The sequence below is a fragment of the Alsobacter sp. KACC 23698 genome (assembly GCF_045348435.1).
GTDB lineage: Bacteria > Pseudomonadota > Alphaproteobacteria > Rhizobiales > Beijerinckiaceae > Alsobacter.
This window is the reverse complement of record NZ_CP157484.1, coordinates 1749223-1769789: the sequence shown is the minus strand read 5'-3', so window position 1 is coordinate 1769789 and position 20567 is coordinate 1749223. Positions and strand designations below refer to the sequence as shown.

Here is a 20567-nt window from a genome sequence, read left to right as displayed (position 1 = left end):
GCCCCGCCTCAGCGGCCGATTGCGAAGGAGTAGGTGATTTCCGTCCCGACCGTGAGCTGATCCCGCGAGCCCATCCGATGCACGATCGGGCTCGCGGCAGCGTCCCTCACTAGGCGGTCGTAGCGAAGGTAGCCGGTCGTGGTCCAGGCCTCGGACCAGGCATAGCTCAACGCGGTTTCCCACCCGAGGGACTTCAGCCCCGGCCCAGGATCATAGGCGTACACTCGCCGATTGACGGCCGCCTCGCGCGGAAGCACGCCAAAATTCGCGTCCATGTAGTCGGAGTCGGCGAAGGAGGCCCGCGGTCCCCCGGACAAAGTGAACTTGCCGAACCGCTGCACCCAGTCGGAAGAGAGGTCGGCCACGAAGCCGTCCGCGCGGCCACGGAAACCATGGCGAACCTCCAGGCGCAGCCGCAGCCGATCGAGAACCGGCCAGAACTCGGCGAAGACGCCGCCTTCTACGGTCCAGGGCACGTCGCGCAGTCCGTTCAGGTCGTGATTGGACGACCGGTAGCGCCCGCCGCGCAGATTGGCGACCGGGCCAATGGCGAACCGGTCGTTGCCGAACAGGGTGAAATCGAGCCCGTCGTCGGGAGACGAGAAGCCGGCCGGCTCGTCGGCCCGGCGAATGCTGAAGGTCGGCAGCGCATAGGCTCCGTAGAGCGCGGCGCCGTCGTAGCGGGGCGCGGCGGAGAAGTTCGCGCCCATGGTGACGATCCAGCCGGAGGCGGGCTCCGGACTCGTCACCGGCGGCGCATCCGCGGCGACCGCAGGGCCGCCACGGGCCAGGCACGTGAAGGCGATCAGGAAGGGACGACAGTTCACGAGATGCTTCGCAGGTGGATCACAGCCGTGGGGAGCAAGGCCCGCCAGCGTTCAAACCATACGTCTCGTGGCGGACCCGGGCCAAGCACGCTTATTCGGAGTGACCTCCAAATTTTGGAGGACGCATTCCGTCGCTCCTGTCGAAACAGCACCGAAAACCATGGCTTGGCAAAGGCTTGCAGATCGCGGCCCATCTGGCACGAGGGTTGCGCAGGAGGAGCCATGGCCTACCGAGATCCTGTGCGAACTCCCCCGCTCCACCTTCGCATCTTGTGCGACTTCGACGGCACCATCACCCGGGAGGACGTCACCGACGCGCTGTTGGACGCGTGCGCCGATCCCGCCTGGGCCGAGATCGAGGAGCTTTGGACGGCGGGCGCCATCGGGTCCCGCGAATGCCTGACGCGGCAGGCGAGCCTGTTGCGCGGCGAGCCGTCCGATTTCGATGCGATCATCGACGAGATCCAGGTCGAGGCCGGATTTACGGAGTTCGTCGCCTACTGCTCGCTGCGCGGCTTTCGGCTCGAAATCGTGAGCGACGGCCTGGACCATGCGATCCGACGCATCCTGCAGCGCCTCGCCCTGACTATTCCATTCCGGGCCAACGGCTTGGCGCGTGGCGTCGAGGGGAGCTGGGCGCTCCGGACGCCTCATTCGGACCCGGGCTGTGCGGCGGATGCGGCCCACTGCAAATGCCGCTCGGGCGCCGCCTTCGGAGGCGACGCCTTCACGGTGGTGATCGGCGACGGACGCTCCGACATCTGCGTCGCCGGCGCCGCCGACCTGGTGTTCGCGAAGGACGGCCGATCAGGGCCGTCCCCGCTGCTGCGCCATGCTCGAGAGCAAAGGCTGCACGTGGAGCCGTTCAGGACTTTCTACGACGTGATGGCGGGCTTGGAGCGCCGCTTCGGGGGCGCCCGTCGGCCGGAGGAAAGGCAGGCCGCGTCATGACTGAGAGCATGGCCGCCGAGCGGCGCGCGAGTCTCGCCCCGAAGCGAGCCCCCGTCCTGACGGTGCTGGACCTCGATGGCAGCCAACCCGGCCAACCCCCGATTCGCGACCGTATCGAAACCGGGGCTGCGGTCCGGCTCGACCTTCGTGACATGGGGCGCAAGTTGCGCCTGTGGGCCTGGGATTGCGATTACGCCGCCTTCGCCCGCCGGCTGCCCGCTCCCACGGCGGCGCCCGAGATCTTCCTGTTGGGTTCGGGCGATTACCATCATCTGACGGCGGCGCTGATCGAGCGTCGCGCAGAGCCGCTCACCGTCATTCACTTCGACAACCATCCGGACTGGGCCTGGACGTATCCGCGCCGACATTGCGGCTCTTGGGTGAACGCCGCGCTCAAAATGCCCCATGTCGGGCGCGTCGTGACCATCGGATGCTGCAGCAACGATCTCGCGAAATTCGATCGCAATGGCCAAAACCTCGCGGCCCTGCGCTCCGGGAGGCTCGAGATGCACCCCTGGTACCGGATGCCGACCGCGATCGACCAGGACAGCGCTCCCGTTCCCGGCCACACGATCGCGCACGGAGAACTCGCGTGGACCAACCTCGCCGGCGAGGACTGGACCGGCTTTCTGGCCGGGCTGATCGCCCGCCTGCCGACGGATGCGATCTGGATCACGATCGACAAGGATGTGCTGGCTCGGGAGGACGCGGCCACGAACTGGGACCAGGGCGCCTTGCCTCTCCACCTCCTGGAGCAGGCGATCGCCACCCTGTCGCGCGGGCGCCGGGTCCTCGGGGCCGACCTGTGCGGCGACTATTCGCGCGCCGGGTATCGCCATCCCATGAAGATCGCGGAAGCCTGGCTCGACCAGCCGCGCCGTGCGCCGGGGAACCTGGCCCTCAACGAAAGAACCAACGCCCGCCTCCTGGCGCTCCTGGAAGACGTGCTGTGACCCAAACGATCGTCGCCCTTTTCGTCGCGACCATCCTGTTGGACGTCGCCGGCCAGACCGCCTTCAAATTGGGCCTGTCGAGCCACGAGGGCGCGCTCTGGCGTAGGGTCCTCACCAGCCCGATGACGCTCGCCGGCGTGGCTGCCTATGCGCTCGAGATCCTGCTGTGGCTCGCGGTCCTGTCCGCGGCGCCGCTGAGCGTCGCGTTTCCGGTGGCCGCTCTCGCCTATTGCGGCGTGCTGCTGACCGGCCGCTTCGTGCTCGGGGAGCGCGTCTCCGCCCGGCGCTGGCTCGGCGCCTCCATCATCACCCTGGGCGTCGCCCTCGTCTGCATCAGCGCCGCATGAGACACACCATGAGCGATAACAGTTTCACCTTCGCGGGGGGCCCGGTTGCGGTCCTGCTGATCCATGGGCTCACGGGAACGCCGTCGGAGGTCAAGAGCGTCGCCAAGGCGATCGCCCGCAAGGGCTATACGGTCCACGGCGTCCAGCTCGCCGGGCACTGCGGCACGGAGGCGGATCTGCTGGGCGCCGGTTGGCGCGACTGGAGCCGCAGCGTGGAGCGAGCCTTCGACCGCCTGCGCGAGCAGCACGAGACCGTGTTCGTCGGCGGGCTCTCGATGGGGGCGCTTCTGGCGATCAACCTCGCTCACGCCAGGCCGAACGAGGTCGCGGGCCTCCTCCTTTACTCCACCACGCTCTTCTACGACGGGTGGGCCATCCCGCGCTCGCGCGTGCTGCTCAAGCCGGCGCTGTCGCTCGGCTTGGCGCGGTGGATCCGGTTCGTCGAGGGAGCGCCCTTCGGCATCAAGGACGACCGCCTGCGCGAGCGGATCGTGCGGGCCATGCAGGGCGGCGACAGCGGCTCAGCCGGCAACGCCGCGACGCCTGGCGGCAGCCTGCTGGAACTGCACCGGTTGATAGATCGGGTCAAAAAGGCACTTCCGACCGTCCGCGCGCCCGCTCTCGTCGTCCACGCCAGGGACGACGACATGACCAGCCTGCGGAACGCCCACTACGTCGCGAGCCGGATCGGGGGCGACGTGGAAAAGGTCATTCTGGAAGACAGCTACCACATGGTGACGCTCGACCTCGACCGCGACCGCCTGGTCGCGCACACTTTGAGTTTCCTCGATCGTCGGCGTCCCCGGCCGGTCGGCCGCGAGACCGCTGTCCCGATGCTGCGGGCGCGCGCTGGATGAGGCCCCCCTCCCCGGCCGCCGTCGTCTACGCCAGCATCGAGGCGATCTCCGCCGCCGCCTGGGATCGGTGCTTCCCTGGCGACCCGGAAGGCTGGGCCTTCTATCGGGCCGTGGAGGACGCTGGGCCGCCCGGCTTTGAATGGCGGTACATCGCGCTTCTGGAGGACGGACAACCGGTCGCCGTCGCTCCCGTCTTCCTGACGCGCTACCGCCTGGACACGACGGTCCAGGGTCCGTTGCGGCGGATCACGGAGGCGCTCGCCCGCACCCTGCCCAGGCTGATGACTCTGAACCTCGCTGCGCTTGGGTCGCCAGTGGCGGAGCAGTGCCATCTTGGTTTCGCTCCCGAGGTCGCCGAGGAGCGCAAGCCGGCGATGCTGGACCAACTGCTTGACGCCTTCGAAGACCTTGCGGCGGCGGAAAGCTGTGGGCTAATGGCGGTCAAGGACGCCAGCGAAGCGGACATGCCCTTGTGGCGGAGCGTCGCCGCGGGCCGCGGCTACCAGGCCATGCCGGGCCTGCCGACCGGCGTGCTGAAGGTCCCGCCCGGCAGGCTGGACGCCTACTTGGCGACCCTCAGCCGCGCCACGCGCAAGGATCTCAAGCGCAAGCTTCGCGCACGCGAAGGCGTCCGGGTGGAGCGCCGCCACGCGATCGACGACCTCGTCGCGGAGGTCGCCGCGCTCTACGAGGAAACCGTCGCCAACAGCGAACTCCAGTTCGAGCACCTGCCGCCGGATTACTTCGCCGCAGTGCTGCGCCGCCTGGCGCCAGCGGCCAGCATGGCCCTCTATTGGGCGGACGAGCGGCTCGTCGCCTTCAACCTCATGATCGAAACTCCGACCCGCCTCGTCGACAAATATGTCGGGATGCACTACCCCGCCGTGCGCCGTTACAATCTCTACTACCTAAGCTGGCTGGAGAACGTGGCTTACTGCGCCGAGCGCGGAATAGGAACCTACCAGAGCGGACAAGCCTTTTACGGCCCCAAACTGCGGCTCGGTTGCAGGCTGTCGCCCAACTGGCTGATGTTCCGCCATCGCCGTCCCGCCCTGAACGCTACTCTCAGGCTGGTGGCCAAGCTGGTGCGGCTCGACCGCTTCGACCCGGAGATCGCCAGGCTGATGGAGGAACACGCTTGACCCGCACCATGGCCGCGGACCGCACCTCGGCGGCAGTCCTCACAGGGGCCGCGTGGACGCTGCTGGTCGCCTTCGAGACGCTGGCGCAGATCGCCCTGAAGGCGGCGGGAGAGACCCTCGCGGCGGCGCCCGACCTCCCGCACTGGTTCGCCGCCGCCGCGGGCAGCGGCTGGGCCTGGCTCGGCGTCCTGGGCTATCTCGGCTCCTTCGCGGCCTGGATGGCGATCCTTGACAAGCTCCCGCTCAGCCTTTGCTTCCCACTGACGTCAGTGGTCTATGTCACGGTGACGGCCTGCTCCGCGCTGGTGTTCCGAGAGGAAATCGGGGCGCTGCGCTGGGCCGGAATCGGGCTCATCATCGTGGGCGTGATCGTGCTTGGCACGGAGGACGAACCCGCGTGCGCTCGCTGAATCGCTTCCGTTCCATCCGCCTGAAGCTGATCGTCGCCTTCATGCTCGTCAGCGTCGCGCCGACCCTGGTCGCGACGGAGCTGGCCACCCAGCTCGTGGTCGACACCTTCGAGTCCAGCCTGCGCGTGTGGCTCTATGAGACCTCGCGGTTCTTCTTCGGCAACCTGCTGGACGAGCGTCGAGAGGCCATCGGCATCGCCGACAGCATGATCGAGCAGGGCGTGCTCGATCCGTTGGCCCGCGGCGCCGCCAAGACGCTGCCCGGGAGCGTCCAGAAGCTCATGGACGCGCTGGGCTACGACGTGCTGGTCATCTACGACGCCGACAAGAAAGCGATCTTCTCGTCACGTCCGGTGGCCGGGCTCGACGAAGCGCCGTTTTCGGAGGAAGCCACGCTCTACACCGTCGAGATCGAGGGCCGGCTCATGCTGATGGCGGGCGCATTGCGACCGTTCGAGCGGGATGGGCGAAAGATGTTCCTCCTCGTCGGCATTTTCATCGACGAGAACTATATCGGCAACATCAACGCCCTGAAGTCGTTCGAGATGCGCCTTTACTACCGGCAGGGCCCGGACTTAATCGAGTTCTACTCGTCCCGGGAGGGCGTCCACGCGGACCGGCTGCTTCGCCGTTCGATCGTCTCGGATCTGGCCGGCGGCGCGCCCTACGTGTTCCAGCGCGCGGCCGAAGGAGGCCGCTTCCTGGGCGTCTACACGCCTCTCTACGACAATCGCCAGCAGCTGCTCGGCGTCATCTTCTGCGGCCTGCGTTCCGATGTCGGCGCGGCCGGATGGGTGAACCAGACCAACATCTTCATCGCCATCCTCGTCCTGGGCTCGGCCCTGGCGGTGCTCGGCGCGCTTCTTCTGTCGCGCCAACTGACCAAGCCGCTGCTTCGCCTCGCCGAGGCGGTCCGGGCGGTGTCGGCCGGCGACTACCACCAAGCTGTCGCCGTCACCGGCCGGGACGAGGTGGCGGAACTCTCGGCAGCCTTCAACCGCATGACGGTGCAGCTCGCGCGACTGCGGGAAGTGGAAGAGCGGATGCGCCGCCAGGAACGGCTGTCGACGTTAGGGGAAGTCGCGGCCGGGCTCGCCCATGAGGTGCGCAACCCGCTCGGCATCATCAAGACCACCGCTGAGCTGCTGCAGCGATCCCAGAGCCTGAACGAGGCCGAGACCCGCCGCCTCGGCTATGTGGTCGAGGAGGTCCGGCGCATCGACGCGCTGATCCGGGACTTCCTCACCTTCGCCAAGACGCCGCAGGTCTTCGTGGCGATCAGGCCCTCCGAAATCGTGGGCCGGGCCCTCGACTTCGCCCAGCAGGAGGCAGACCGACGCGGGGTGGCGATCTCCTTTGTGGATCGCGCTCCCGACGCGGTCGTCCGGGGTGATCCGGGCCAGGTCTATGACGCCGTTCTCAATCTCGTGCTGAACTCCCTCGACGCGATGCAGGGCGGCGGACAGCTCACCATCCAGCAATGGTCCGATGGCGAGCAGATTCGGCTCGTCTTCTCCGACACGGGGCCCGGCGTGTCGAACGAGATCCAGCCGCGCCTGTTCGATCCCTTCGTGACCTCAAAGCCGTCAGGCGCCGGCCTTGGCCTCGCGAAGGTGTTCGCCGTGATGGAGACCCATGGCGGCAAGGTGGAATACAAGGGCGACCCTGGCGGGGCGGTGTTCGAGCTCACGTTCCCGGTCGCCGCATCCGAGGACGACGCGCGCGCATGAGCCACACCATCCTGATCGTCGATGACGAACCAAAGCTCCTGGACGTCTTGTCCGGAATGCTGGAGCAGATGGACTACCGGACCCTGACGGCTGAAAGCGGCGGCGCGGCCCTGGAGGTTCTCGAGCGCGACGCCGTGGACCTCGTTCTGTGCGACTTGCGCATGCCCGGCATGGGCGGCCGCGAGCTGCTGGCCGAAATGCGCAGCCGCGGTCACACGGCGCCGCTCGTGATCATGACGGCCTATAGCAGCGTCCGCGACGCCGTTGCGGTGATCAAGGAGGGCGCCTTCGACTATATCGACAAGCCCATCGAACTCGACGATCTCACCGCCACGCTCTCCAACGCGCTCCGCCTTCAGGATGCGCTGCGCGACAACGCCCGCCTGCGCGAGGAACTCGAAGGCAAGTATCGCTTCGACACGCTCATTGGGGTTTCGCCGGCGTTCCAGAAGGTGCTGCGCGCCGTCGGGGAAGTCTGTTCGGCGAAGACGACGGTGTTGCTGACGGGCGAAAGCGGCACCGGCAAGGAGGTGGTCGCCCGGGCCATCCACTTCAACAGTCCGCGGCACGAGGGGCCCTTCGTAGCCGTCAATTGCGCCGCCGTGCCGGAACCGCTGCTCGAGAGCGAGTTCTTCGGCCACGTGAAAGGCAGCTTCACCGGTGCGCTCACCAACCGGGTCGGCCGCTTCGGACAGGCCGATCGTGGAACCCTGTTCCTGGACGAGATCGGCGACATGCCGCTGGCGCTTCAAGCCAAGATCCTGCGCGTGCTCCAGGACCGCACCTACGAGCCCGTCGGGGGGACCCAGAGCAAGACCACGGACGTCCGCATCATCGCGGCCACGAACCGCGACCTCGAGAAGATGGTGGCCGAGGGGACATTCCGGGGCGATCTCTACTACCGCCTGCACGTCTTCCCGATCGCCCTCCCCCCGCTTCGGGACCGCCGCGAGGACATCCCGTTGTTCCTGGAGCGCTTCCTGGCCGAGTTTGGGCCGGCGCTCGGCAAACGGGGCTTGAGTTTCGCGCCGGATGCGGCCCGCGCCCTCGCGGCCTATAGCTGGCCCGGAAACATACGAGAGTTGCAGAACTGCGTGGAGCGCTCGGTGCTTTCGGCGCGCGGTGGCGCGATTGGCGCCGCCGATCTCCCACCCGACATCGCGCAGGCTCCCGGCCGTCGGCCGGACCGTGACCTGCAATTCCCGATGGACCTCGACGCGGAGTGCGCCAACTTTGAGCGCAGCCGAATCGTCGCCGCACTGAGGCAAACAGAGGGGGTGCAGGTGCGGGCGGCCGAGATCCTGGGCATTACGGAGCGCAGCCTCTGGCACCGCATCAAGAAACTCGAGATCACGGTCAGCAAGGGCGTGGAAGGGAACTGAGCATTCCGCCTCGCCCGGCTGATCGACGAACTCGAGGCGGTCCGGATGCGAGCGTGAGCTGCGCGGAGGCAAACGGCTCGCCTGTGAGCTAGCTGCTGTGCGCTCGCTGGAACGTCTGCTTGGGGCGAACCTGTTGGAGTCCGCTCATGGGGCACGTAGCAGACTCACCAAGCCCTGCTCCTTCGTGGGACCGAGCGTGGGACCAACTAGGACAATTCAACTTAAGCGATTGCTAATCCCGGCCACTGTGGCAATCGCAAAGCGGAACATGGGCGCGGAGAGCCCGGGGAAGCGCACGGGGACGCATGGCCTGGAGCGTTGGCGCGTCAGTGTGTTTCGGAGGTGATTTGCTCTTCTGCAACGCGTCCGAGGTCAGCCTATAGGTAACCTTCCTCTTCACGCCGTGCGTCACTGAAGAAATCTCCAGCATGTCGTTGGCCAACAGCAGCATGACGACGGGTTCATCCAAGGATTGCGGGCCCGTTAGCTGCACTTCAAGGAGGCCGTCATCACTGCCGACGGGCGAGAGACTTCTCAGGACGTGACGGGCCATATCCTCCTCCCAAGAACTGGCTGACGATCTCAGCCATCCTTTGGTCGGGCAACGCGACGTGCATGTGAAGGTTCGCCTACTTGCCCTCGTTGAGAATTTTGTAGATGGCTGCCCGCGAACATCCGACAGCCTTGGCGATCTCCGTCGCGCCCACGCCGTCAGAACGCATTTTGACAATCCTTTGTCGGTCGAGGCTGGCGGGACGGCCCTTGTAGATGCCTTTCGCTTTTGCGGCCTCAATTCCGGCTCGCTGGCGATCTCGGATGAAGCCCAACTCCATCTCGGCGACCATGCCAAGGACGGTGAGCATCACCTTCCCCATTGGCCCCTCGGTGGAGATCGCCGGATCCAAGATCTGCACGTGCGCGCCCTTCAGCTCCAGCTCGTGCACGATGTTCAGCACGTCCCTGGTGGAGCGGCCCAGCCGGTCGAGCTTCGTGACCACGACCTTGTCGCCTGGACGTGCGAAATCGAGGATCGACGACAGTTCGCCGCGACCTTCACGGGTCCTAGCCGACACCTTCTCGGTGCGAACAACGGAGCACCCGGCCTCCTTGAGGCGCTGCACCTGCCCGTCGGTGCTCTGGTCGGTGGTGGAGACGCGGGCGTAGCCGATGGTCGTCGTCATCGTGGGTCCTTGATGTCCACTATGGCGCTAGACCCAACGTTCGTACCGTCTACTAAATCACCAGTCAACCCTGAGTAGACGTCCGGAGCGTGACTTGTGTACGTCCACTGTGGGTGTACCCCAACTCGACGCGAGTGACCTCGACGCGCCCAAGGGACGAGCGAACTAGTGACGGAGAGTTGCCCGCGTTAACATCGGCCGATGCAGAACCAGAGCCACTCAGACGCGCTACCAAAAGACTTCCACCAACGTATGCTGAACGGAGCCGATGCATTCTATTTTGCGGGATTGCTGACCAGCGTGCCGTTCGACGCCGCGCGAGTGGCGGAAGAGCAACTAACAAATGCGACAGCTGCGGGAATTGCTGCGAGCCGAGGCCACGACGGGCCAAACAGTCTTGGCGCACCGCCCATTGTGAATCTTGCATTCGCGATAGAATTGTATCTCAAGCTATTATTATCTCTCCACGGAAAGCTGAGCCGTGGCCACTCACTCGCCGACTTATTCATAGCCTTGGAGGCGCAGGCACCGGATGTCGTAGCCTGTTCCATTGCGCTCCATCGGTATTCTCGTGGGGATCGAGACGAATTCTTTGAGGAACTCAGAACCGTCTCGAACTCCTTTGAGCAGTGGCGATATGCCCACGAACACGAATTTCTCATCTCGTCAGCAGATACACTTATGTCCATAGCTGATGCGTTCCGGGCCAGCATACGCGAGCTCCACCCGAAACTGGTCAGCGTGTTCGACCGTGTGAATCGCGGTTAGTGAGCCGTCCCGACCGGTGCCGAGCATTCCGGCCAACGCGGAACAAGGACGGGGCGCAATTGTGCTCTCGACAGCCATCGCCACGTGGTTGTGGATGGTCGGCCACCTCTCCAAATGTCGGCTGAGGGGCAGCCTGTACCCGCCAGGCGGCAGCCAGGATCGGTGCCGCGCAACGGCTACGCTGCCGCCAGTAGGTGCTCAGTCAAGCGCCGGGCATGGACCGATAGGGAGTCCAGCCGGCGCACAGCCAGAACAAGGCGCCGGTCGGCCCACGGGTCGTCGAGGGAGATGAGGGCGAGCGTCTCTTGCATGTTCCACCGCCGGACCGCGGTCTCGGGCACGATGGCGACGCCGGCGCCGAGGGCGACCATGCGGCAGGCGGCGTCAAGCCCGCGCACGCGCACTCGCGTCCGCATTCTTCCGCCAGCCCGCGCCGCGTGCCCAGCCAGATGCCTACCCAGCGCGCTGTCACCTGAGAGGCCGACGAACTCGCACCCTAACGCCTCCGCGAAGGTGATCCGCTCCCGACTTGCCATCGCGTGACCACGCGGGGCAGCCAGCACCAGCCGGTCGGTCCGGAAAGGCGTCGTTTCCAACCCCGAGAAGTCGGCGTGCCCCGCCGCGATCCCGATTTCCGCCTCTCCTTGCGCTACCGCCCGCGCCACCTCGGGACTTGGCCGTTCGTTCAAGTCGACGTCCACATTCGGGTTGGCGGCGAGAAACGCGGCGAGGCTGTCAGGCAGGTGCACGTCAGCCGCTGCGGTATTGGCCAGCACCGGGACACGACCCTTCAGGCCGCCGGCGTACTCGCCCATCTCACCTCGCATCCGCTGCACCTGCCCGGCAATCAGCCGCGCGTGTTGGAGCAATGTTTGGCCCGCGGGCGTCAGCTCGACGCCGCGCCGGCGGCGCTCCAGCAGCAGCACCCCCGCCTTCTCCTCCATGCCCCGTATGCGTGCGCTGGCTGAGGCAAGCGCGAGGCCGGAACGCTCGGCTGCCCCCGTGATGCTCCCCGCCTCAGCCACATGGAGGAACAGGCGCAAGTCGGTGAGATCGAAATGCATCAGCGATGCTCCAGGCGATCTGGCTCCGTCACGGACGAAGGCATGCTACGCGAATCCCGCATTGTGGCGCAGCCACGCGCGACCGCAACTTTGCGCTCATGAGCGATACACTCTCAGCCGTCCTGATGGTGGGCGGCACATTTCTCTTCGCCGGGCTGGTCAAAGGCGTCATCGGTCTGGGTCTGCCCACCGTCGCCATGGGGCTGCTCGGCCTCGCCATGAGGCCTGTCGAGGCCGCTGCTCTCCTGCTCGTACCTTCGCTGGTGACGAATGTTTGGCAACTCCTCGCAGGGCCGTGCACCAATGCCTTGCTGGTTCGGCTATGGCCCATGCTGCTCGGCGTCGTCGCGGGCACGCTCGCCGGATCAGGCCTGATCGTTGGCGCGACGACCGGCCCTGCAACGACGTCTCTTGGCGTTGCGCTCGTCCTTTACGGCGCTCTCGGCTTGGCAAAGCCACAACTTCGCGTTCCGCCCGCCTCAGAGGTTTGGGCCGGGCCGCTCGTCGGCGCGGTAACCGGCTTCGTCACGGGTGCGACGGGTGTCTTCGTCATCCCCGCCGTGCCGTACCTGGGCTCGCTTGGGCTGGAGCGCGACGAGTTGGTGCAGGCGCTCGGCCTGTCGTTCACGGTTTCCACTCTTGCGCTCGCGGGCGGGCTGGCGATCCACGGCGCGCTGACCTTTACCGCCAGCGGAACGTCATTGCTCGCCATCGTGCCGGCCCTCGTAGGCATGGCACTGGGCGGCCGGCTCCGTGCGCGCGCGCATCCCGAGCTCTTTCGCCTGTTCTTCTTTGCGGGCCTGCTGCTGCTCGGCGGCCAACTCATCTGGCGGGGGGGCGCATGAGAAAGAGTTTCGCCGCCGTTGGCTGCTGTAAGATGACGAAGTGGATCCCCTTGCTCGAGAGCTTGCCATAGTCGCTCTCAAGATGAAACCGAGAGCCCGTCCGTCATCCATGTTCAAGGAGCTCTGGTCGAACTATGCGCTCGAATTCGTCGCACGATTTAGGATTTCAACGTCTCCGGGTCTAAACCGCATGAGACTTTGACCACAGCGCACATCAACTGCGGATGCGAGTCGATAACGAGGCATGCCGTTGTCGCCCGCTACGAGGTCGATCGGCACACCCCGGGCACGCAGACGCGGGACCCTGATCCTCATTCTTGGGTCCTGCCAATCATCATGGCCCCACGCCAACCAAAGTAGCGCGACTCCGTCCGGATCAGTGAGGATCGGGCGGATTGCGCCGGACGGCCGAGGGAGTAGTTGCAGGAACCTAGAATTCGACTTGAGCCAACTCTCGATGTCGCTCACCGCTAATTCCAGACGCCCGCCCCGTCGCGTTGCGCGAAGGCGACCCGAGTTGATCTCACGTCTGATCGTTCGCTCACTAAGGCGGGACCTCTGCGCGAATTGATGCACTGTCAAAAAGCTGCCGATGGTTTCATCGTTCATTTCGCCGTTCCTGATGGTTGGGAGTTAATCACGGTCGAAGACTTGCTTCAGCAAGGCACGAAGAGCGCGTCGTTCCTCAACTGCATTGGCCGTGTGAAATCCGTGGCGAAACTGGCCATTCCGCTCGCCAGCTGGTCCGCCGCTTCCGGGCGCCCCTCCGTGCAAAAGGCAGCGTTGTTTCCCGCGTGCGGCCGGCTTCTGACAGGGCTGTCCAGCTCGTGTGCGGGCTCCGCAGCGCGGCGCATTGCGGAGGCCGTCGGGTTCATTCGTCCTGCGTTCCATGGGCTCGCCTCGCGAGTTGTTTGGCCCCCCTCCGGCGCGGGAGCTTGTTGTTGTTGACCAAACCAACGACAGCCTGGCCTCCGGCCTGCACCTCGACGCGCTCCACCCGCACGGTCTGCACGGCCGGGCGGCGCAGTTTCGCGAGAACCTCGGCCTGGCCAGCGAAAGCCCGCAGGAACTTGGCTGTGACCAAGCCCGTCGCGGCAAAATGCGGGAGTGTGGGGTCGGTTGTGCCGGCGCGCCCAAGCAGGCGCATCGCCACCACATGCGTCACGGCCATCTGCGTCGCGAGGGCGGCCTCCAGCTCGTTCTTAGGCTCGATGCCTGCGATCTGCGCCAGGGCGGCGTTCATCTCAACCGCGTCTGTGCTCTCCCCGAACATGGCGGTCCGCAAACCGCGCAGCAGGAAGCGGATCTGGGTTCGGGCGAAGCTGTCGGATACGGTCCCGAATGTGCGCCGCGCGACATTGAACCAGCCTTCCACGTCGTCGTGGATCGGGCGGATGATTGGCCGTCCAGTCGCCGTTTCGCCGAGCCGTACCTCCGGAATCTGTACCTGAGTCTTCTTGGGACGCGCTTTTCGCATGGCGCGCCGTTCGGCTCGCGTCGTCCTGTGCGGCGCCGGAGGCTCGACCCGCTTAGCGGGCGGGGCAGCGCGACCCACGCGCTCCAGATCGCGAAGCGCTACGGTTAGTTCAGCGTTGGGGTGATCTGTGGTGATCGAACCGGTTGCTGACCCCCCGGTCACATCGGTCACAATGGTCACAATAGGGGGACGATCAGGACCGGTCATTTAAAAGCTCCTCAGCACCGCCGCCGCCAATGTGACCGTTGTGACCGTTGTGACCGGCCCCCCAGGGGGGATCACCGGTCACAACAGCGCAGGTGTACTGGCCTCGCGCCGACTTGATGATTTCGCCTGCGCTGACCATCTTCCCAAGCAGACGCCTCACATTCTGTTCCGGCATCTCGGTTGCCTGAGCGATGTCTTTGGGACCCATGGGGTGATCAGACCGACGCAGCGCGTCTATCACCGCGGTGCGCTGGTCGGAGCGGTGGTGCTCGGCGGCATCGCCCAGGATGGCCCAGCGACAGGTCAGACGATCGAACTCGACTGCCTTCTCCAGCTCCTCGATGTCCCGCCCGCGGCCATAGAGCGTCACCCCGTTGCTGCTTCGGCGAAGCATCAACGTTGTATCGGCCGCACCGGCGAGAGCTTGCGTGCCGCTCACCGCCTCGAATGGATCGTCGCTGGCCTCCCCTTTGCGCGTGTGATGGATGACGACGATTGCCACTCCATACTGGCCCGCGAGCTGCTGGAGATCGCCAATCGCCTGGTAGTCAGCCTCATACTGACTGTGCTTGCCGGTAGAGGGACGAAATCTCTGAAGCACGTCAATGATCACGAGGCGCGCATTGCTGAACTCCTCCAGCCATTTTCGAATTTCAGCAACGCCCCCATGCCATTCCGTCGCAAATTCGAGGGAACCCGGGCCATCAGCGCCTTCCCCAATCAGCTTACAAATCCGGCGCTGAAGCCGGCGCTGGTTGTCCTCTAATGCCAGGTAGAGTACCTGCCCCTGTTCGCAGGTCAGACCCGCCAGACAAGACGAACCAGAAGCAACGGCTAAAGCGATTTCTAGCGCCAGCCACGACTTCCCCGTCTTGGGGGAGCCGACCAAAAGCGTGAGCCCCTCCGGCACCAAGTCAGGCACGATCCACTGGACGGGCGGAAATGACTTCTTGACGAGTTCGGCAGCCGAAATCGTGGCTGGGCTGCCTCGCAGAACATGGCCCCGCTGGGCGGCCTGCGTTCGCGGCGGTTGGAGAAATGGCACCGCCACACGCGCGGTCGCGGCTTCACCTAACTCGAAGTGCGCTGCCATCAGATCGCACTCGTCAGCACTGTCCCGGCGATAATGCAGGGGGCGAGGCCCTCGAAGAGCGCCTTCAACTCGCGGGCATGTTCCGCGCCGCCCATAGCAGCAATCGGACCAAGGTCGAACAGCTCATGTGAGGCCGCGACCGGGTCAATGATGACAATGCCGTCACAGCCCTCCTGCAGCCACTCGAGAGGACTCGGATAAACGGGAAGCGCCCCGTGCTCGTTGAGGCGCGGACCCATCGCATTACCGATACAGACGGCTCGGCCGCACCAGGTTGCTAGCCGTCGGGAGCGCGGCGCCCACGCCGCGAGATCGTGGGGGTGCCCGTCCGCATCGCGCACGAGCAGAATGAGGGCGCGTTCCATTTCGGCGTCGGGCTCGATCTCGTCGGGATATGCGAAACGCAACGCTCGGAAATGCACGTCGGCTCGCAGAAGCAAATCGGGGTGGGCAAGCGCCGAGGAAGGTATCCCCTGCTTCCGCAGCCACTCGATTTCCAGCTGCGCCAATGGTGTGCACGCCGAGTGGCGCTTCACGATCGACCATTCGAACTCGGTCAGGGGGTGGGATGCGCCAAGCATCAGCGCGCCCCTTTTTCAATAAGCGCGCGAATATCCTCCACGCGCCACGCGGAGATGCGCGGACCGAGCTTCACCGGCTGGGGATAGCGCCCGCGCGAGATCCCTGCCCACCACGTCGACTTCGACACGGGGATGGGGCCGCGCGGAGCGAGGATGGAGGTGAGGCGGAGAAACCCAGTTTCGGGCAGGTGGGCGACGCCGTGGCGGCGCACGTCATCGTTCGAAGCGGCCAATGGACCCTCGCTGGCTTGTCGTTTGCGCGTCGACAAGCCGCCAAGAGGCGGCACGGGATTGCACCGGCCTCCTCTTAAGCGTTAGGGTCATGCCGCTCTTCGAGAGCAACGGGGGTGACCCCAAGAGAGCCGTTCCGACGGGCAAGGTCGGGGCGGCTCTTTCTTGTCGTCCTCCGACGGAGGAACATCGTCCGTGATGGGGCGATGACGGACAGAAGACTCCGAAAAAACCGCGAAATCAACGGCGACCCATTTTTTAATTTGCTGCCCTGTGAAAGCCGGGAGCTGCTAGATTTATTTTCCTACAAGGCGGCAAAACTTGGAGTTTCTTCAAGACGTCTTCCCGCTCACAGTTTGCTGCTCCTGGCGACCTAGTGACAGCGCGCGGGAAGTGGGCTGATCCTCGGCCGAGGTCCGGAATGTGGCGCGGAAACCGTGCGGCACGATTGGACGACCGTCGCGCCTTTTTCTTTCTCCTGGCCATGCGCCCCTGAGCCATGGCGTCCGACATGGAGGCGCGGTTGAACTGCCGCGGCATCGATCCGCTAGCGAGGCAGGCCTTCGACAGCGAAGATGCGAAGCTTCCCATATTGGTCGCCGATCTTCCTGGCCTCGAGATAGGCCGGCGACTGGTAGGCCGCCTGGGCCATGTCCATGCTTTCGAACATGGAGACGACGACCCTTGAAGCAGGCGGAGCCCCTGCCAGCGCCACTGTGCGGCCACCAGATGCGAGCCGCTTTTGCCCGCTGTCGGCCAGCGCCTTATTGGCGAAAGGCACGTACTCCCGCGCATAGGCGTCGGGGTTGGTCACCTCAATCTCTGAAATAACGAAGGCGGGAGGGCGGGCCTGCGCCTCAAGATTGTGGACGGCGATCCCGCCAAGGGCCGCGCCCGTGGTCACTGCGATCGTCACTGCCGGAAGCGTCTTCATCGATCAGCTCCCAAGCTGAAGAGAACGCTATCGTAGCACGGGACGACGCCTGAGCCCGCGCGGCCTGATCGCGGCCGCCCGATCGCGTCCGTGCTCGCGCGGCCCCGGTCGCCGCGGGGTCGGGCTTACTGTCCCGACTTGGTCTTCGGCTCCGGGTGGCGCTAGGCTGGCGCAGCGCTCGGAGCGGAGTGTTCTCCATGACCAAGACGATCACGATCGGCGGCCTGCACCTACGCTTCATACAGGACAAGGCGGACACGGCCGGAAGTGCGACCATCTTCGAAATGACGGTCGAGCCCGCCGCGCGCATGCCCATCGCCCACCACCACGAAAGCTGGGACGAGACGATCTACGGCCTTGATGGCGTGAGTACGTGGCGGATCGACGGTCAGGACGTCCAAGTCGGTCCGGGCGAGTCCGTGTTCATCAAGAGGGGCGTCGTGCATGGCTTCCGCAATGACGGCGGAGAAGCTGCGAAATGCCTTTGCGTGCTGACGCCCGGGATTCTCGGCTCGGACTATTTCCAGGAGATCGCCGATCTCTTGGCCAAAGACGCAGCGCCTGCCGCCATGGCGGCCGTCATGACGAAGCACGGCCTGATCCCGAGCCCCGGGGGCTAGCTCCGCCGCATCCGCGGCAGCCGTGCGATCTAGCTGCCTCGCCGGACCGGCAACCCGGGCGCCGCACGTGCGAAGCCGTCGGCGGACCAGCGCATTTGATTAGAACTTGGCTTGTTGGGCCTTCTCTCCGGTCCGGTCCATCAGGGTCATCACCTTACGCCCGTAAGGCGTGCAACGCCCCTTGCTGGATATTCCGGTGTTGTAGGCGGAAGCGGCTGCGCAGCCCAGACCGTGCGCCACGACAGCCCTCTTGAGGTACCGCATTCCGGCCTCTAGCCCGTTGCGGCAATCCAGCAGATCCCCAGTCACGCCGACCGAGTGGGCAGTTCCGCGAAGCGTCTGCATCAATCCCGTCGCGCTCGAGCGCGGGTTTTTGGCAGCGCAGTCGTAGCGGCTCTCGACTTGAACAATAGCGTGAGCCATTGCGGGAGGTACGCCGTGCTCCTCAGCCACTGCCGTGACCAGATCTCTGACTGTGTCGGAGTTTCGCGCCGCGGATGGGCTGTTGGCCTCATGTTGGCCGTCGCTGGATGACGCTGTGGGGACCGGGGCGCCATCGGCCATATCAGGCTTTGCATTCTCCGTTTGTCCTGGATGGATCTCCGCGATTGCTGGAGAGGCAAGTACCATCGCCGAAAGGACGGCGACCATGGTCTTGTTCATGAGTTAGAAGACTCCTGTGATTTGCGATGCCGTCCCGGCGAGTCTGGGTGTGGCAAGGGGTTCGGCTGATCCTCCGAACCGTCGTGCAGGCCGTGGTATTGCACTGGCGCGCACGAGTGGCTGAGACAGCTGTTGGTGAGCTGTCCCGGGTTGAGAACGATCTCCTTGATCGTGAGGGAAGTGCGCCCAACTGGGGATTCTGGGCTCGGCCAGCAAAAGACCAGCGCGGAGCCGCGCTGGTCAACACTCGTCTTCGCTGACGGCGCCTCCATTCCTCCGAAAAGGAGGCAGAACTTAGACGACCGACAGAGAGTCCGGATTATTACGCGTAACTACGGCGCAGACCAGCGCGGATATCTACCCACGCCCTATGAAATTCCTCTTGGCGCGTCACGGCTGCCGCTGAATTTCGCTGCTGGCGGTCAGGCAGTGCACTTCGATAGGACCCTTGCCTTTCATCGAAGGGACGGTCCAAGCGCGTCCTTGGCATGATTTGTAACCACCACCTCATCGTGGCCAGCCAGGTCGGTTACGCCGTGTTCACCGGATCGCCCCACAAGTCGTAGGCGAAGCTGCGCCGGCCAATGACCCCGCCCCCCACGGGACCAAGATCAATGCCGACTCGGGCCCTCCGATTTCAACTAATTCTGGCGCAGACTGTGCGGAGCTACGTTTGCCCCAAGCGCATTCGCCCACTCACTCATCAACTCTCTTCTTCGCTCCAGAACGTCTGTGCGCCGGTAGGCGCGTTCGACCTCGGTGCCGACCTGATGGCCCATAGCCTGCTCGATGACAGCGCGGGGGAAGTGCGTCTGGTCTTCGGCCCACGTCCGGAAAGTCGCGCGGAAGCCGTGCGGCACGATCGGCCGGCCGTCGCGCGGGTCGCGCCAACGCACGCCGCCATTTCCCACCATGTTCATCTTCTTCAGATGCGTCAGCATGGCCATGTTGCTGAGCGGCTGATCGCCCCTGGGGCTCGGGAAGACGAACGTCGCCGACGTCCGCTGCTCCTTCATGGCGCGCAGCATGTCGACCACCACGGGCGCGAGGGGCACTCGGAACGGCTCTGCGCGGGTGCGCTTGTCCTTCAGGTGGTCGACCGGGATGGTCCACAGCGCCGCACCGAGGTCGAACTCACGCCATTCCGCTCTCCGGACAGCATCGGTGCGCACAGCGGTCAGGAGCAGCAGTTCAAGCGCCTGCGCCGCCATGGTCCGGCGCTGCCGAAGAGCGGAGAGGAAGGCTGGCGCTTCGGCATAGTCCAGTGAAGGCTGCGGCCCACGGCTCAGCTTCTCGGGGGTTGAGAAGCCCAGCGCCTTGAGGTCGTCCCACCGCGCCGGATTCTCCGCCATGGTGATGCCGAAGCCGTCCCGCAGGCGAACGCGCGCGTGCTCGAACACGCGGCGGATGCGGCGGTGAAGCTTGCGCGCCGTCTCCGGCTTCGCGTGCCAGACCGGCCGGAGAACGCGCTCAACGTCGCTCGTCGTGATCTCGTCCACCATGCGGTCGAGCAGCGGACCGCAATACGCCTCTCCGAGTAGAAAGGCCCACTGGTACTGGACCTTGGCGTTCTTGGATTTCGCCTGCTCAAGGGGGATAACTTCGGCGGCGATCTCCCGGAACGTTGGGCGGCGGCTGCGCGCAGCCTCCGCCTTGCGCTTTGCGATGGGGTCCTGGCCAGCAGCGGCGGCGCAGCGCGCCGCACTGGCCTTCTCGCGCGCGGCGGCGAGCGGCACGTCGGGGAAGCTGCCCAAGCCCATGTCCCGGCGCCGCCCGGCCTGCTGGTACCGGAGGACCCATTTCTTCGCGCCACTCTCAGAGACAACGAGATAGAGGCCACCGCCGTCGCCATAACGGCCCTCCGTCTTTATCGTCTCAACAGAGCGCGCTCTGAGCTTCGGCATCGTCCTCGTCCCACATTCAGTCCCACATAACTTATAGGATTGTATCGGATAGAGCTGGACCTGACGAGACACTCCGGAAGCCGAACTGTAGACGTACCCTAGATTTTCCGGACGTCATTGGACTGCACCGTACGCCAGTGCAGTGCCGCCCCTGGGCACCATTTCTTTCTAAACACTTAGAGCTGGCCGAGAATGCCTTAGGCCTGCTCGAGGGAACGCTGGGGACGCATAGCGAACCGGCTGGCTGATATGGCGCGCCCATTTACCCCGTATTTCGGCGACGACCGGGCATGGATCGATTGGATCTCATCGCATCCTGTCTCCCTTCCGAAGCGCTCCAGCTCATCGAACTCCTGAACGTTCTCTCCGAAATAGCGCCCGACGTCGGGCAGGAGCCTGC

Annotated in this window: 24 protein-coding genes; 11 read left to right on the top strand and 13 right to left on the bottom strand. The window is 65.3% G+C overall.

The genetic code is table 11. The annotated features are described in order from the left end of the window. Positions 1–8 precede the first annotated feature (8 nt). Positions 9–827: a MipA/OmpV family protein gene (locus tag ABEG18_RS08215; protein ID WP_406857586.1), complete on the bottom strand. Its 819-nt coding sequence runs from the start codon at positions 825–827 to the stop codon at positions 9–11. 222 nt (positions 828–1049) lie between these two features. Between ABEG18_RS08215 and ABEG18_RS08210 the strand changes: the two genes are divergently transcribed. The 8 genes from ABEG18_RS08210 to ABEG18_RS08175 are packed head-to-tail and all read left to right on the top strand — an operon-like array spanning position 1050 to position 8599. Then, entirely contained in the window at positions 1050–1778 is a 729-nt protein-coding gene (locus tag ABEG18_RS08210) for an HAD-IB family phosphatase (protein ID WP_406857585.1), read from the top strand. 8 nt (positions 1779–1786) lie between these two features. Next, positions 1787–2731, top strand: a complete 945-nt coding sequence (locus tag ABEG18_RS08205; protein ID WP_406857584.1) for an arginase — start codon at positions 1787–1789, stop codon at positions 2729–2731. After that, positions 2728–3078, top strand: coding sequence for a hypothetical protein (locus ABEG18_RS08200; protein ID WP_406857583.1), 351 nt, complete (start codon positions 2728–2730; stop codon positions 3076–3078). The genes ABEG18_RS08205 and ABEG18_RS08200 overlap by 4 nt, the downstream gene beginning before the upstream one ends. An 8-nt stretch (positions 3079–3086) precedes the next feature. After that, positions 3087–3935: an alpha/beta hydrolase gene (locus tag ABEG18_RS08195; RefSeq protein ID WP_406857582.1), complete on the top strand. Its 849-nt coding sequence runs from the start codon at positions 3087–3089 to the stop codon at positions 3933–3935. After that, complete coding sequence (locus tag ABEG18_RS08190; protein WP_406857581.1) at positions 3932–5077, top strand: GNAT family N-acetyltransferase; 1146 nt, start codon at positions 3932–3934, stop codon at positions 5075–5077. Before ABEG18_RS08195 ends, ABEG18_RS08190 begins: the two co-directional genes overlap by 4 nt. Beyond that, entirely contained in the window at positions 5074–5487 is a 414-nt protein-coding gene (locus ABEG18_RS08185; protein WP_406857580.1) for a DMT family transporter, read from the top strand. Before ABEG18_RS08190 ends, ABEG18_RS08185 begins: the two co-directional genes overlap by 4 nt. After that, positions 5475–7217: an ATP-binding protein gene (locus ABEG18_RS08180; RefSeq protein ID WP_406857579.1), complete on the top strand. Its 1743-nt coding sequence runs from the start codon at positions 5475–5477 to the stop codon at positions 7215–7217. The genes ABEG18_RS08185 and ABEG18_RS08180 overlap by 13 nt, the downstream gene beginning before the upstream one ends. Further along, on the top strand, positions 7214–8599 hold the full coding sequence (locus ABEG18_RS08175) for a sigma-54-dependent transcriptional regulator (protein WP_406857578.1): 1386 nt from the start codon (positions 7214–7216) through the stop codon (positions 8597–8599). The genes ABEG18_RS08180 and ABEG18_RS08175 overlap by 4 nt, the downstream gene beginning before the upstream one ends. Positions 8600–9228: 629 nt before the next feature. Here ABEG18_RS08175 and ABEG18_RS08170 read toward each other — a convergent pair. Beyond that, positions 9229–9780 (bottom strand): recombinase family protein, encoded by a 552-nt coding sequence (locus ABEG18_RS08170; protein ID WP_406857577.1) that lies wholly within the window; start codon positions 9778–9780, stop codon positions 9229–9231. 201 nt (positions 9781–9981) lie between these two features. Between ABEG18_RS08170 and ABEG18_RS08165 the strand changes: the two genes are divergently transcribed. Beyond that, positions 9982–10548 (top strand): hypothetical protein, encoded by a 567-nt coding sequence (locus tag ABEG18_RS08165; protein ID WP_406857576.1) that lies wholly within the window; start codon positions 9982–9984, stop codon positions 10546–10548. Positions 10549–10724: 176 nt separating this feature from the next. Here the strand turns inward: ABEG18_RS08165 and ABEG18_RS08160 are convergent, their stop codons facing one another. Continuing rightward, complete coding sequence (locus tag ABEG18_RS08160) at positions 10725–11612, bottom strand: LysR substrate-binding domain-containing protein (protein WP_406857575.1); 888 nt, start codon at positions 11610–11612, stop codon at positions 10725–10727. 98 nt (positions 11613–11710) lie between these two features. Here ABEG18_RS08160 and ABEG18_RS08155 point away from each other — a divergent pair, with 98 nt between their 5' ends. Next, positions 11711–12457, top strand: coding sequence for a sulfite exporter TauE/SafE family protein (locus ABEG18_RS08155; RefSeq protein ID WP_406857574.1), 747 nt, complete (start codon positions 11711–11713; stop codon positions 12455–12457). Between the two features lie 132 nt (positions 12458–12589). On the opposite strand, the gene ABEG18_RS08150 is transcribed toward ABEG18_RS08155, so the two are convergent. From ABEG18_RS08150 to ABEG18_RS08120, 7 genes are all read right to left on the bottom strand, one after another. Then, on the bottom strand, positions 12590–13066 hold the full coding sequence (locus ABEG18_RS08150; RefSeq protein ID WP_406857573.1) for a helix-turn-helix domain-containing protein: 477 nt from the start codon (positions 13064–13066) through the stop codon (positions 12590–12592). Positions 13067–13090: 24 nt separating this feature from the next. Beyond that, positions 13091–13348, bottom strand: a complete 258-nt coding sequence (locus ABEG18_RS08145) for an HGGxSTG domain-containing protein (RefSeq protein WP_406857572.1) — start codon at positions 13346–13348, stop codon at positions 13091–13093. Further along, positions 13329–14141, bottom strand: a complete 813-nt coding sequence (locus tag ABEG18_RS08140; RefSeq protein WP_406857571.1) for a hypothetical protein — start codon at positions 14139–14141, stop codon at positions 13329–13331. Before ABEG18_RS08140 ends, ABEG18_RS08145 begins: the two co-directional genes overlap by 20 nt. After that, on the bottom strand, positions 14128–15234 hold the full coding sequence (locus tag ABEG18_RS08135) for an AAA family ATPase (RefSeq protein ID WP_406857570.1): 1107 nt from the start codon (positions 15232–15234) through the stop codon (positions 14128–14130). The genes ABEG18_RS08140 and ABEG18_RS08135 overlap by 14 nt, the downstream gene beginning before the upstream one ends. Next, positions 15234–15815 carry a hypothetical protein gene (locus ABEG18_RS08130; protein WP_406857569.1) on the bottom strand — a complete coding sequence of 194 codons (582 nt, stop codon included), beginning with the start codon at positions 15813–15815 and terminating at the stop codon, positions 15234–15236. The genes ABEG18_RS08135 and ABEG18_RS08130 overlap by 1 nt, the downstream gene beginning before the upstream one ends. Then, complete coding sequence (locus tag ABEG18_RS08125) at positions 15815–16048, bottom strand: helix-turn-helix transcriptional regulator (protein WP_406857568.1); 234 nt, start codon at positions 16046–16048, stop codon at positions 15815–15817. Before ABEG18_RS08125 ends, ABEG18_RS08130 begins: the two co-directional genes overlap by 1 nt. Positions 16049–16593: 545 nt before the next feature. Continuing rightward, positions 16594–16980: a DUF1330 domain-containing protein gene (locus ABEG18_RS08120; RefSeq protein WP_406857567.1), complete on the bottom strand. Its 387-nt coding sequence runs from the start codon at positions 16978–16980 to the stop codon at positions 16594–16596. A gap of 197 nt (positions 16981–17177) precedes the next feature. Here ABEG18_RS08120 and ABEG18_RS08115 point away from each other — a divergent pair, with 197 nt between their 5' ends. Beyond that, entirely contained in the window at positions 17178–17600 is a 423-nt protein-coding gene (locus tag ABEG18_RS08115; protein WP_406857566.1) for a cupin domain-containing protein, read from the top strand. 99 nt (positions 17601–17699) lie between these two features. Here ABEG18_RS08115 and ABEG18_RS08110 read toward each other — a convergent pair whose 3' ends face one another. The 3 genes from ABEG18_RS08110 to ABEG18_RS08100 all read right to left on the bottom strand — a co-directional run bounded on the left by ABEG18_RS08110 (position 17700) and on the right by ABEG18_RS08100 (position 20167). Next, positions 17700–18263 (bottom strand): transglycosylase SLT domain-containing protein, encoded by a 564-nt coding sequence (locus tag ABEG18_RS08110; protein WP_406857565.1) that lies wholly within the window; start codon positions 18261–18263, stop codon positions 17700–17702. 529 nt (positions 18264–18792) lie between these two features. Continuing rightward, complete coding sequence (locus ABEG18_RS08105) at positions 18793–18864, bottom strand: hypothetical protein (RefSeq protein ID WP_406858566.1); 72 nt, start codon at positions 18862–18864, stop codon at positions 18793–18795. Between the two features lie 40 nt (positions 18865–18904). Then, complete coding sequence (locus ABEG18_RS08100; RefSeq protein WP_406857564.1) at positions 18905–20167, bottom strand: tyrosine-type recombinase/integrase; 1263 nt, start codon at positions 20165–20167, stop codon at positions 18905–18907. Between the last annotated feature and the right edge of the window lie 400 nt (positions 20168–20567).